At 72.2% G+C, this 12,374-nt stretch carries 13 protein-coding genes; 11 read left to right on the top strand and 2 right to left on the bottom strand.

Annotation, left to right across the window (positions count from 1 at the left end):
* Positions 1-37 precede the first annotated feature (37 nt).
* The 7 genes from AB0C66_RS07780 (at position 38) to AB0C66_RS07750 (ending at position 6,788) form a co-directional block, all read left to right on the top strand.
* Positions 38-706, top strand: a complete 669-nt coding sequence (locus AB0C66_RS07780; RefSeq protein WP_362434223.1) for a TetR family transcriptional regulator — start codon at positions 38-40, stop codon at positions 704-706.
* A gap of 93 nt (positions 707-799) precedes the next feature.
* Positions 800-2,005 (top strand): alpha/beta hydrolase, encoded by a 1,206-nt coding sequence (locus tag AB0C66_RS07775; RefSeq protein ID WP_362434220.1) that lies wholly within the window; start codon positions 800-802, stop codon positions 2,003-2,005.
* 74 nt (positions 2,006-2,079) lie between these two features.
* Positions 2,080-3,003: a DUF4429 domain-containing protein gene (locus AB0C66_RS07770; RefSeq protein ID WP_362434217.1), complete on the top strand. Its 924-nt coding sequence runs from the start codon at positions 2,080-2,082 to the stop codon at positions 3,001-3,003.
* 141 nt (positions 3,004-3,144) lie between these two features.
* On the top strand, positions 3,145-4,503 hold the full coding sequence (locus tag AB0C66_RS07765) for a sensor histidine kinase (RefSeq protein ID WP_362434214.1): 1,359 nt from the start codon (positions 3,145-3,147) through the stop codon (positions 4,501-4,503).
* Positions 4,504-4,542: 39 nt separating this feature from the next.
* Positions 4,543-5,226, top strand: coding sequence for a response regulator transcription factor (locus AB0C66_RS07760; protein WP_362434212.1), 684 nt, complete (start codon positions 4,543-4,545; stop codon positions 5,224-5,226).
* A gap of 187 nt (positions 5,227-5,413) precedes the next feature.
* Positions 5,414-6,613, top strand: a complete 1,200-nt coding sequence (locus AB0C66_RS07755; RefSeq protein ID WP_362434209.1) for an alpha/beta hydrolase — start codon at positions 5,414-5,416, stop codon at positions 6,611-6,613.
* Positions 6,600-6,788 carry a hypothetical protein gene (locus tag AB0C66_RS07750; RefSeq protein WP_362434207.1) on the top strand — a complete coding sequence of 63 codons (189 nt, stop codon included), beginning with the start codon at positions 6,600-6,602 and terminating at the stop codon, positions 6,786-6,788. Before AB0C66_RS07755 ends, AB0C66_RS07750 begins: the two co-directional genes overlap by 14 nt.
* Positions 6,789-6,811: 23 nt before the next feature.
* On the opposite strand, the gene AB0C66_RS07745 is transcribed toward AB0C66_RS07750, so the two are convergent.
* On the bottom strand, positions 6,812-7,261 hold the full coding sequence (locus AB0C66_RS07745; RefSeq protein WP_362435575.1) for a MerR family transcriptional regulator: 450 nt from the start codon (positions 7,259-7,261) through the stop codon (positions 6,812-6,814).
* A gap of 153 nt (positions 7,262-7,414) precedes the next feature.
* On the opposite strand from AB0C66_RS07745, the gene AB0C66_RS07740 reads away from it, so the two are divergent.
* Complete coding sequence (locus tag AB0C66_RS07740; protein ID WP_362434205.1) at positions 7,415-8,233, top strand: serine hydrolase domain-containing protein; 819 nt, start codon at positions 7,415-7,417, stop codon at positions 8,231-8,233.
* Between the two features lie 42 nt (positions 8,234-8,275).
* Here AB0C66_RS07740 and AB0C66_RS07735 read toward each other — a convergent pair whose 3' ends face one another.
* Positions 8,276-8,953, bottom strand: a complete 678-nt coding sequence (locus AB0C66_RS07735) for a pirin family protein (RefSeq protein WP_362435572.1) — start codon at positions 8,951-8,953, stop codon at positions 8,276-8,278.
* 90 nt (positions 8,954-9,043) lie between these two features.
* Here AB0C66_RS07735 and AB0C66_RS07730 point away from each other — a divergent pair, with 90 nt between their 5' ends.
* From AB0C66_RS07730 to AB0C66_RS07720, 3 genes are all read left to right on the top strand, one after another.
* Positions 9,044-10,228 (top strand): helix-turn-helix domain-containing protein, encoded by a 1,185-nt coding sequence (locus tag AB0C66_RS07730; RefSeq protein ID WP_362434204.1) that lies wholly within the window; start codon positions 9,044-9,046, stop codon positions 10,226-10,228.
* 89 nt (positions 10,229-10,317) lie between these two features.
* Positions 10,318-11,313, top strand: coding sequence for an ACP S-malonyltransferase (locus AB0C66_RS07725; protein WP_362435569.1), 996 nt, complete (start codon positions 10,318-10,320; stop codon positions 11,311-11,313).
* The gene (locus AB0C66_RS07720) at positions 11,310-12,320 is read left to right on the top strand and encodes a ketoacyl-ACP synthase III (RefSeq protein WP_362434202.1); all 1,011 of its coding nucleotides are present in this window, start codon (positions 11,310-11,312) and stop codon (positions 12,318-12,320) included. Before AB0C66_RS07725 ends, AB0C66_RS07720 begins: the two co-directional genes overlap by 4 nt.
* The last annotated feature ends 54 nt before the right edge of the window (positions 12,321-12,374 follow it).

Here is a 12,374-nt window from a genome sequence, read left to right as displayed (position 1 = left end):
AAACGCAGCTGGACGCGGGCAGGAAGCGAGCCGACAGGTGACAACGGACGAGGCGGCGGAGGCGGTGACGCCCGCGCCGACCGGACTGCGCGAGCGCAAGAAGCAGCGCACCCGGAGCGCCCTGGTGCACACCGCCTTCGAGCTGTTCACCCGTCAGGGATACGAGGAGACCACGATCGACGAGATCGTCGAGGCGGTGGATGTCTCCCAGCGCACCTTCTTCCGCTACTTCGCCAACAAGGAGGAAGTCGCCTTCGCCACCCAGGGGTCGGCGGAGGCGCTGTGCTTCGACGCGCTGTGCGCCCGCCCCACCGACGAGCCACCGCTGACCGCCCTGCGCAACGCCATACTGGACGCCTGGGACCGGATGGGCGAGACCATCGAGGAGCTGGTCCCCACCGAGCTCCATCTGCGGATGTACCAGGTGATCGAATCGACGCCCGCCCTGCTCGCGGTACATCTGCGCCGGACGATGGAGATGGAGGAGCGGCTGGCCCGGGAGGTCGCCCGCCGCGAGGGTCTGGACATCGACCAGGACCCCCGTCCACGCCTGGTGGTGGCGATGTTCGGCGGAGTGGTCCGGGTGACCGGCAAGCTGTGGGGCGAGCGTGACGACCTCAGCACGACGGCGCTGCGGGACATCGCCGCCCACCAACTCGACCATGTGGGACCGGCGCTCGCCGAACATTGGACGAAAAAGCACTAATCGGACATAACGCCTGGATCGCGCGGTCCCCAAACGTGATATGACTCACGGCATTTGGCGACCACCACCAGGCTTCTCCTAGTGTGTCCCGCGGTGACTTCCTTCTCGGAGCTCGGCTCCCCCTCTCCCGGTTCCACCGCCTGGCGCGCCCTGCTCGCCCTGGCGGTGGTGTTCGTCCTGCTCGCCACCACCGGCTGGACGGCCGTACGGGCCCAGAGAGGGGACCGGGACCCGCTGGCCGCGTCGATCACCGCCTGGCGCCACGCGTCCCTGGGCGGTCACCGGCTGCCCGACCCGTACTCCTCGCCGCGGCGGCTCAGCCGCTGGTTCGACGCGCTGGACAGGGCCGAGACCCACCGTCTCGTACGCCGCTTCCCGCTTGTCGTCGGCAATCTCAACGGCGCGCCCGCGGAGCTGCGCTACCGGGCCAACCGGACCGCCCTGCTCCAGGCCAAGGCCGTGGAGCGGGCGCGGATGCACGACAGCAGGCTGACGCCGCTGGGCCGCACCGACGCCGGCCGCCGGATGCACCGCTACCAGGACCTGCTCGCCCCCGGCCGGCAGATCCTCGCCTTCGACCCCTCGGGGCAGGGCCGGGCCGCCGAGGTCTTCGGCGACCTCCCGCACGCGGGCCGGGTCTCGATCGTGGTACCGGGGGTGGACACCAACATCCTCACCTTCCAGAAGAGCGACAAGCCGTACTCCGCCACCGTCGGCATGGCCCGCGCGCTCTACCGGAACCAGCGGACCGACGCCCCGGAGACCCGTAGCGCCGTCATCGCCTGGGCCGACTACACCTCACCCGCGGGCATCGGCATGGACGCCGCCACCGGCAAGCTGGCAGCCCAGGGCGCGCTGCGGCTGCGCGGCCTGGTCAACGCGCTGCCCGGCCCCTCGCGGGTCTCCCTGATGTGCCACAGCTACGGCTCGGTGGTGTGCGGTGTCGCCGCGCGTGACCTGCCGCCCAGCGTGACCGACATCGCGGTGGCCGGAAGCCCCGGAATGCGCGCCGACCACGCCTCCGACCTGGGCACCAGTGCCCGGGTCTGGGCCATGCGCGACTCCGGGGACTGGATCGAGGACATCCCGCACCTGGAGGTCGGCGGACTCGGCCACGGCGCCGACCCGTACGGCTCCGGCTTCGGCGCCCGCAGGCTGTCCGCCGACGGCGCGGACGGCCACGCCGGGTACTTCGAGCCCGGCACCACCAGCCTGGACAACCTGGCGCGGGTGGGCGTCGGCTCGGTCCAGTCCGTGAGCTGCGCGGACGGTGACGAATGCACCGCCGGGCTGGTCTGACCGCACACCACACACGCGACGCGCGTAGCGCTCAAGGGGGGACGGGCGGGCCACCGCCGCATACGATGAGCCGCATGGGTGATGTGCTGGCCGGTTTTCAGACCGTCTGGGAGTTCGACACCGACTCCGTGCTCATCCGCTTCGAACGGGGGATCCGCACGCCGAAGCTGCTCCAGGCGCTCGGCGAACGCCGCGTTCCCTTCGAGGCGCTGTCCGCGGTGGAGCTCGCTCCCGGCAAACGAGGCACCGTCGTGCTCCGCGCCATGCCCAGACCCGGTGCCGACCCCCTGATGGACGTCGCGGACGGCCAGCTCAAGGAGGCGTACGACCCGTACCGGCTGGTGCTGCCCGCCGAGCGGGAGAAGCTGGCCGAGTACTACGCGGAGGAGATACGCGGCGGGCTCGCCCCCGACGCCGACACCCCCGCCGAAACCCATCTGGTCACCGCCCCCGCGGCCCCGTTGTCCTTCAAGGCGTACGACGGCAAGGCGTCCTTCGACGGCAAGGAGGTCTCCTTCCGCTGGTTCTGGACCGGTGCCTCCTCGGCCAAGTGGAAGGCCGGGGACCAGCGCTTCCGGATCGACGATCTGAGCGGTGTGGAGTGGTGTTCACCGGAGAGCAAGGGCTCCGGCGGCGCCGCGCCCAAAGAGGGCGCCGCCAAGAACGGCAACGGCCATCTGCGGCTGATCGAGCGCGCCACCGAGGACCGCCCCGCGGGCCGGGCCGACCACGACCCCGCCGCCGTGGTGTTCGGGATGGGCTACGGCCTTGTCCACCAGTCGCTGCCGTTCGCCGCCGCCGTACTGGAGGCCGTACGCGCCGGAAACCCGGCGCAGGGCGCCGAGAGCGCCCCCGCGTCGGCCTGCCCCACGGCCCCCCGCCGCGACCCCGCCGATATCGCCGAGCGCATCCGCCACCTCGGCGAACTGCACACCCAGGGGCTGCTGACGGACGAGGAGTTCAGCGCGAAGAAGGCCGAGCTGCTGGCGGAGCTGTAGTACGTGGCGAGGGGCCACCGCTCCGCCACCGCCACCGCCACTGCCACTGCCACCGCCACCGCACCGATACCCAGGTATGACCCGCATCCGACTCCCAGGTATGACGTGCCGGTGCGCCGCGAACCCTACGCTGAATCCGCCATGTCCAGCACTTCTTCCGCCAACGCCCCCTCCGCCGGCGTCCCTTCCAGCAGCGCCCCCTCCACCGCGCATGAGGGCCTTCTCGCGGCCGCCCGGCGGCAGGTGGGCGGCCTGCTCCGGGCCCTGGTGACACCCAGCTATCCGGCCACCCCGCTGTTCTCCCAGTCGCCCCGGCGCTGGCTGCGCAGGATGCCGTACGGGGTGGCGATGGTGCTCACCGCGATCCTGGTCCCGTCCTCCGCCCAGGCCCTCAGCGACTACGGGGAGAGCGGCGAGACCGCCACTCTGATCGCCGTCGCCCAGACCACCCCGCTGCTGTTGGCCGTCACCCGCCCCCTCCAGGCGTGGTGGATCGCCATCCTCGCCAATGTGCTCGGTGCGGTGATGGTGCTCAACCCCGGTATGGAGAACCGCATCTGGCCCTGGCTGCCCGCCGGGATCGTGACCTATCTCTTCCTGATGCTGGCCCTCGCGCTGCGGGAACCACGGCCCGCGCTGGTGGCGGTGTGGCTGGTCACCGGCGGCGCCGGACTCGCCCTCGGCACCGGCGTCACCAGCCGGTCCGACAACTCCGGGGTGCTGCTGTTCGTGCTCAGCGGTGTGGTGCTGCTGATCGGCGGCGCGCTGCGGGAACGCGGCGACGTCCAGCGGCGGCTGGCCGAGCAGAAGACCATCAGCGAGGCCGAACGTGCCCACCGCACCCTGCTGGAGGAGCGCACCAGGATCGCCCGCGAACTCCACGATGTGGTCGCCCACCATATGTCCGTGATCACCGTGCAGGCGGACAGCGCGCCCTACCGGATCGACGGCCTCCCGCCCGACGCGGAGCGGGAGTTCGGCTCCATCGCCGCCACCGCCCGGGAGTCCCTCGCCGAGATGCGGCGGCTGCTGGGCGTACTGCGCAGCGAGGAGACCCGTGGTGAGCGGGCGCCGCAGCCGGGGCTGGACCAGGTGCACCAGCTGATCGAGGCCACCGTACGGGCGGGCATACCGACCGAGCTGACCATCGCGGACGCCGTCGCCGCGCTCGGCCCGCTGCCGCAGGCGGTGGAGCTGTCGGCGTACCGGATCGTGCAGGAGGCGCTGGCGAACGTGGTGCGGCACGCGCCCGGCGCCGCCACCCGGGTCTCGGTCTCGGCCGCCGGTGATCCGGCGGCACTCACCGTTCTGGTCGTCAACGGGCCGCCGACCGGTGTGCCCACCACCCCCCTGGAGACCACCGGTACCGGTCATGGCCTGGTCGGCATGGTGGAGCGGGTCCGGCTGGTGGGCGGGATGCTCGACACCGGCCCGCTGCCGGAGGGCGGTTTCCGGGTCGCGGCCCGGCTGCCCCTGATAGACCTCGACGAAGCCTCATAGCTTCCGAAGAACCCTCGTAGCCCCCGAAGAGACGGACACATGACCATCAAGGTGATCATCGTCGACGACCAGGCGATGGTGCGGGCGGGGTTCGCCGCGCTGCTCGCCGCGCAGTCCGACATCGACGTCGTCGGTGAGGCGCCCGACGGACGGCAGGGTGTGGAGGTCAGCAGGCACACCCACCCCGATGTGGTGCTGATGGACGTCCGGATGCCGGAGATGGACGGTCTGGAGGCCGCCCGCCAACTGCTCGATCCGCCGCGCGGGGTCACCCACCGCCCCAAGGTGCTGATGCTCACCACCTTCGATGTGGACGACTACGTCTACGAGGCGCTGCGCGCCGGAGCCAGCGGCTTTCTGCTCAAGGACGCCCCGCCCGCCGATCTGATCTCCGCGGTACGGGTGGTGGCGGCGGGCGAGGCGCTGCTCGCGCCCTCGGTCACCCGGCGTCTGATCGCCGACTTCGCCCGTCAGCGCCCGGCGAACCGCCGTAAGGACACCCTGGCGCTGCGCCGCGGCGCGCTGACCCCGCGGGAGACGGAGGTGCTGGAGCTGATCGCGCGCGGGCTGTCCAACCAGGAGATAGCCGAATCGCTGGTGCTGGCCGAGCAGACGGTGAAAACCCATATCGGCCGGGTGCTGGCCAAGCTGGAACTCCGCGACCGGGCCCAAGCGGTGATCTTCGCCTATGAGTCGGGGCTGGTGTCGCCCGGCGGACAGTAGCCACCGGCAGCGGGCCGTGGCCGGTCGTACGGTGCCCCCGCCGACCGGGGGGTGTGACCCCGTTCGTCGGGCGGCTCACCCCCTACCCCGGTATCACCCCCGACTTGGCACCGCGGTGTGACGCCCCGCCAGCCACCGGCTCCTTACGTTTCCCTCGCCACCGAAACGGAAGAGGGAACCCGCGGCCATGTCCCAGACGCATCGACCACGGCACTACGCCCGCCGTCTGATCACGGCCGCGCTCACCGTCACCGTCATGGCCGGGACGGCCGGGTGGACCGTCGCCCACGAGGAGCAGCCGATCACCGGACCGCCGCCCGGTACCTCCGGCTGGCTCGCCGACCACTCGCTGCCGGGCCCCGGACGGGAGCTGCCCGATCCGGCCACCGCCTCCCCGGCCCATATCGCCCGCTTCTTCGCCGGGCTCGGCGACGTCCAGCGGCGGGCCCTGGCCATCCGCCATCCGCAGGTGGTGGGCAACCTCGACGGTGCGCCCCTCGCCCTGCGCTACGAGGCCAACGCCCGTGCCATCCGGGCCGCGCGCGACAAGGAGCGCGCCGCCGATCCGCACAGCCCGCTCGTCGAGCGCTACACCTCGCTGCTCTCCCCCGGCCGGCAGATCCTCGCCTTCGATCCGCGCGGCCGCGGCCAGGTGGCCGAGGTCTTCGGGGATCTGGCGACGGCGCACCGCACGGCCGTCGTGGTGCCCGGCTCCGATATCGATCTGACCGCCTTCGACCGCGACCACGACCGGTACGGCACGCCCGTCGGCATGGCGCGGTCGCTGCGGGCGCGGATGGCCCGGGAGGCGCCCGGCACCCCGACCGCCGTGGTGGCGTGGGTCGGCTACACCACCCCGGTCGGGCTCGGCCCGGACGCCGCCACCAGCAGGCTGGCCGACGCGGGGGCACCGCGCCTGGACCGCTTCCTGGCGGGGCTGGCGGTGACCACCTCGGCCACCGCGGAGGCGCCGCCCGCGGTCTTCTGCCACAGCTACGGCTCGGTGCTGTGCGGGGTCGCCGCCTCCACGATGGACCGCGCCCGGGTCTCGGACCTGGTGGTCCTGGGCAGCCCGGGGATGCGCGCCGACAGCGCCGCGGGGCTGGGCACCGCCGCCCGGGTGTGGGCGGCGCGGGACAGCACCGACTGGATACGGCGGGTGACGGGCTACGCGTTCCTCGGCCTCGGCCACGGCGAGGACCCGACCGACCGGTCCTTCGGCGCCCGGGTCGTCTCCGCCGACCGCGCCCACGGCCACACCGGCTACTTCGCCCCCGGTACGGACTCGCTGCGCAACTTCGCCCGGATCGCCCTCGGCCGGTTCGACGGGGTCCGGTGCGCGGAGCACGACGAACAGACCCAGGACTGCCGCCATGGCCTCCTATGACCCCCGGCCGTCGGCGCTCGCGGTGCTGTGCGCCGGTCTCTTCGCCCTGGACCGCCGGGAACGCCCCGCACCACCGGAGGATCCGGCGCCGATGAGCCGGGCCGTCCTGGGCCGGGCCGCCGTCGCGTTCGCCGTGCTGTGCGTGACGGTGGCGCTGACCGCCCTCCGCGGCTGAACCACTCGCCCCGGTGGCCTGGGTCAGGCGCTCTCCGCCCGCTGCCGCGCCCCGGAGTAGATGCCGATCTTGTAGTCGATCACCTCGAGTGAGCTCTGGAGCTCCGCGATCCGCGCCCGGACGTTCTCCCGGAGCTCGGTCAGCAGTGCCTCGCGCTCGTGGAAGGTGCCCTGCCCGGCGCGGACCATCTCGGCGTACCGCACCATGTCCGCCACCGGCATCCCGGTCAGCCGCAACTTGCCCACCAGCTCCAGCCAGTCCAGATCGCGGTTGGTGAACCGGCGCTGACCGGTGTGGGTGCGGTCGACATGCGGCATCAGCCCGATCCGCTCGTACCAGCGCAGGGTGTGCGCGGACAGTCCGGTGTGCTCGGCCACCTCGCTGATCGTGTAGCGGTCCTGCCCGGTCGGCCGGGGGTAGGGGTGTCCCACCTCGCAGACCCGCGGCTTCGCCGGGGCCGGAGCGCTCTCCATGACGGTCATGCCGAAACACCCTCTCGCCGATCGCTGCTGTGCGCGCGTGTGCCGCACCGGGGCCACGCCACGAAGGACAACGCTATGAAGTTAGAGCACACTCCAAGCAAGCGGATAGCGGGACGGATTCCGGCGGCCACTAGGCTCTGAGCCATGGAGAGCCTGCGGATGATCGAGAACTGGCCGGTCCCCACGGCGGCGGCGGCCGTCGTCACGGCGGACGGCACCCGGACCGGATCGTACGGCCCGGCCGGCCACCGCTTCCCGCTGGCCTCGGTCACCAAGCCGCTCGCCGCGTACGCCGTACTGGTCGCCGTCGAGGAGGGCGCCGTCGAGCTGGACGAACCGGCCGGGCCCGAGGGCTCCACCGTCCGCCACCTCCTCGCGCACACCTCCGGGCTCGCCTTCGACGAGCACCGCGCCGTCGCCGCCCCCGGCGACCGCCGGCTGTACTCCAACGCGGGCTTCGAGGTGCTGGGCGATCACATCGCCAAGGCCACCGACATCCCGTTCGGCGAGTATCTGCGCCAGGCGGTGCTGGAGCCGCTCGGTATGACCGCGACCGATCTGCCCGGCTCCCCCGCCAAGGACGGCGTCTCCACCGTGGACGACCTGGTGCGCTTCGCCGCCGAGCTCCAGGCGCCGCGGCTGCTCGCGCCCATGACACTGGCCGAGGCCACCTCCGTGGTGCACCCGGGGCTGACCGGGGTGCTGCCCGGCTACGGCCACCAGCGGCCCAACGACTGGGGGCTGGGGTTCGAGATACGCGACGCCAAGTCCCCGCACTGGACCGGCGGTTCCTCCTCGCCCCGCACCTTCGGGCACTTCGGCCAGTCCGGCACCTTCCTGTGGGTCGACCCCGAGGCGCGGGCAGCCTGTGTGGCCCTGACCGACCGGGCCTTCGGACCGTGGGCCGTGGAGGTCTGGCCCGCCCTGACCGACGCGGTCCTCGCCGAGCTGCGCACCGGCTGAGCCCCGTACCCCAACCACCGCGGGCCCGGGGCCCGGCGGGCGTCAGCCGTACACCGGCTCCGTGTGCATCTCCCACACCAGCAGCTCGGCCGGGCCCTCGGCGCGCGCCTCCAGCCCGTCCGCGTCCCGCACCCGGGCCGCGTCGCCCGCGCCCAGCGTCCGGTCGCTCCGGTCGCCGATCCGCACCGCGCCGCGCACCCCGTGGACGTAGAGCCAGGGCGCGTCCGGCAGCGCGGTGCGCTCGCCGTCCACCAGTCGCCGTACGTGCAGCACCGCCTCGGTGCGCTCCAGCGCGTACGGGGTGCCGTCGGCGATACCGCGCACCACCTCGTACCCGGGTTCGGGCGCGGCGCCGGGGCCGGGCACCAGCCACATCTGTACGAAGACCAGGGGTTCGGCGCCCGCGTTCCGTTCGGTGTGACGCACTCCACTGCCCGCGCTGAGCCGCTGCACATCGCCGGGGCGCACCACGGTCCGGACGCCGGTGGAGTCCTCGTGGGTGAGCTCGCCCGACACCACCCAGGTCACGATCTCCAGATCGCGGTGGGGGTGCTCGGCGAAGCCCGTGCCGGGCGCGATCCGCTCCTCGTTGCAGGCCACGAGCAGTCCGAAGCGCACGTTCTCCGGGTCGTAGTGCCCGGAGAAGGAAAAGGCGTGGCGCGTCTCGATGCCGGTGCCGTCCCCGCCCGGATACCGTGCACCGGACCGTTGTATCCACATCACGCGGTCCACGGTAGTGCGCCCCTCCTCCCGCCGACCCCCGCCTCCCCGCCCCCCGCGTACGCCACCCGATAAGGCAGTCTTGTCCTCGTGCCTGAACCAGCCGCGAACCTCCCGCATCCCCACAGTGCCACCCTGCGCCGCCTGGAGAAGTCCTCCGGGAAGCTGGCTGCCGCCGCCATCGCGCGCATGGACGAGCAGCTGCCGTGGTACCGGGCGATGCCGCCCGAGAACCGCTCCTGGATCGGGCTGGTGGCACAGGCGGGTATCGCGGCCTTCACCGAGTGGTTCCGGCATCCGGAGGCCCCGCAGGCGATCAGCACCGATGTCTTCGGCACCGCTCCGCGCGAGCTGACCCGCGCGATCACCCTGCGGCAGACCGTGGAGATGGTGCGGACCACCATCGAGGTCATGGAGTCCGCCATCGACGATGTGGCGGCTCCGGGTGATGAGTCGGTGCTGCGCGAGGCGCTGCTGGTGTACGCGCGGGAGATCGCCTTCGCCACCGCCCAGGTGTACGCGCAGGCGGCCGAGGCGCGCGGCGCCTGGGACGCCCGGCTGGAGTCCCTGGTGGTCAACGCGGTGCTGTCGGGGGAGGCGGACGAGGGGGCGCTGTCCCGCGCGGCCGCCCTCGGCTGGAACGCGCCCGAGCATGTGTGTGTGGTGCTGGGCACCGCCCCGGACGGGGACAGCGAGCTGACCGTGGAGGCGATCCGGCGGGCCGCCCGGCACGCCAAGCTCCAGGTGCTCACCGGAGTGCTCGGCGACCGTCTGGTGGTGGTGGCGGGCGGTTCGGACAATCCGCTCCAGGCGGCGAAGGCGCTGATCGGCCCGTACGCCGCCGGTCCGGTGGTGGCCGGTCCGGTCGTCTCCGACCTGCTGGCCGCGACCCGCTCGGCGGGTGCCGCCGCGGCCGGGCTCAAGGCGTGCACCGCCTGGCCGGACGCGCCGCGTCCGGTGCTGGCGGACGATCTGCTGCCGGAGCGGGCGATGGCCGGGGATCCGGCTGCCCGTGAGCAGTTGGTGGAGGAGATCTACAGACCGCTCGAGGAAGCGGGCTCGGCGCTGCTGGAGACGCTGAGTGTCTACCTGGAGCAGGCCAGCAGCCTGGAGGGGGCGGCCCGGATGCTGTTCGTGCACCCCAACACCGTCCGCTACCGGCTACGACGTGTGACCGACGTCACCGGATGGTCACCTTCCGACGTCAGGTCGGCGTTTACGCTGCGCATAGCCCTGATCCTCGGTCGCCTCGCTGATGGAGACCTTCTGCTCTGACCCTTTGTTGGACTCCAACAATTCCCCTGACGGTTCTTCGTCCCTGTCCTCACGGGCGAGTCGGACCACCCACAAGAGAGAGTGTGAGAGTGCTCGTACTCGTCGCTCCCGGCCAGGGCGCTCAAAAGCCCGGCTTCCTGTCTCCCTGGCTCGACCTCCCCGGTGTCACCGAACGTCTGACCTGGTGGTCGGCCGTTTCCGGTCTGGATCTGATCCACTACGGCACCAAGGCCGACGAGGAGGAGATCCGCGACACCGCGGTGGCCCAGCCGCTGCTGGTGGCCGCGGGTCTCGTCGCCGCCCACGCCCTGTTCTCCGACGGCACCGGCGCCCCCGCCGGCCCGGCCGCCTCGGCGCACCGCCTGGGCGCCGCCGCGGGCCACAGCGTCGGTGAGATCACCGCCGCCGCGCTGTCCGGGGTGCTGACCGACGAGGCGGCCATGGTGCTGGTCCGCCGCCGCGGTCTGGCCATGGCGGAGGCCGCGAGCCGCACCGAGACCGGTATGGCGGCCATACTGGGTGGTGAGCAGGACGAGGTCGTCGCACACCTCGAGAAGCACGGGCTGACCCCGGCCAATGTCAATGGCGCCGGGCAGATCGTGGCCGCGGGCACCGCCGAGCAGCTGGCGGCGCTGGCCGAGGACAAGCCGGAGGGCGTGCGCCGCGTCGTTCCCCTGAAGGTGGCCGGTGCCTTCCACACCGACCACATGACCCCGGCGGTCGCCACGCTCGAGGCCCTGGTCCCGGGTGTCCCGGTCGCCGACCCGCGTACCGCTTATGTCTCCAACCGCGACGGCAAGGTGGTGACCTCCGGTGCCGAGGTGATCGAGCGGCTGGTCGCCCAGGTGTCCAACCCGGTCCGCTGGGACCTCTGCATGGAGACCTTCCAGCAGCTGGGTGTCACCGGGCTGATCGAGCTCGCCCCGGGCGGGACCCTGACCGGTATCGCCAAGCGCGCGCTGCCGGGCGTGGTGAACGTGCCCCTCAAGTCTCCGGACGACCTCGACGCGGCCCGCGCGCTGATCGCCGAGCATGCCGACCCCGCCGCCGACACACCGGCCGAACAGGAGCTCCGAGACGCATGACCGCGAAGATCAAGCCCAGTAAGGGCGCACCGTACGCGCGCATCCTCGGTGTCGGCGGCTACCGTCCGACGCGGGTGGTGCCGAACGAGGAGATCCTCAAGCACATCGACTCCTCGGACGAGTGGATCCGCAGCCGCTCGGGCATCGCCACCCGCCACTGGGCCGGACCGGACGAGACGGTCGCCCAGATGTCGGTCGAGGCGGGCGGCAAGGCCATCGCCGACGCCGGGCTGACGCCCGAGCAGATCGGCGCCGTGATCGTCTCGACGGTCTCCCACTTCAAGCAGACCCCGGCGGTCGCCACGGAGATCGCGCATCTGCTCGGCGCCAGGAAGCCTGCCGCGTTCGACATCTCGGCGGGCTGTGCGGGCTTCGGCTACGGACTGGCCCTCGCCAAGGGCATGGTCACCGACGGCACCGCCGAGCATGTGCTGGTCATCGGTGTCGAGCGGCTGTCCGATCTGACCGATCTGACGGACCGGGCGACGGCCTTCCTGTTCGGTGACGGCGCGGGCGCCGTGGTGGTCGGCCCGTCCAAGGAGCCCGCGATCGGCCCGACCGTCTGGGGCTCGGAGGGCGACAAGTCCGACGTCATCAGCCAGACGCTGCCCTGGGACGTCTACCGCGAACGGAGCAGCGAGGAGGTACGTTTCCCCGCGCTCCGTCAGGAGGGCCAGGCGGTCTTCCGCTGGGCCGTGTACGAGATGGCCAAGGTCGCCCAGCAGGCCCTGGACGAGGCCGGGATCACTGCGGACGAGCTCGACGCCTTCATCCCCCACCAGGCCAATATGCGGATCATCGACTCGATGATCAAAACCCTCAAGCTGCCGGAGCATGTCACGGTCGCCCGTGATGTGGAGACCACCGGCAACACCTCGGCCGCCTCCATTCCGCTCGCCATGGAGCGGCTGTTGGCGACGGGGCAGGCGAAAAGCGGCGACACCGCGCTCGTCATCGGATTCGGAGCGGGTCTCGTCTACGCAGCGACGGTCGTTACCCTCCCTTAGGCTCCATAGTCCATATCCACGCAGCCCCGTACGACTCGGACGCTGCGCACCCAC

Origin of the sequence: Streptomyces sp. NPDC048636, from assembly GCF_040650655.1 — a bacterium.
In the GTDB taxonomy this organism is placed as follows: Bacteria; Actinomycetota; Actinomycetes; order Streptomycetales; family Streptomycetaceae; genus Streptomyces.
Note: the sequence above shows the minus strand (reverse complement) of the source record. Positions and strands in the feature narration are given on the sequence as shown.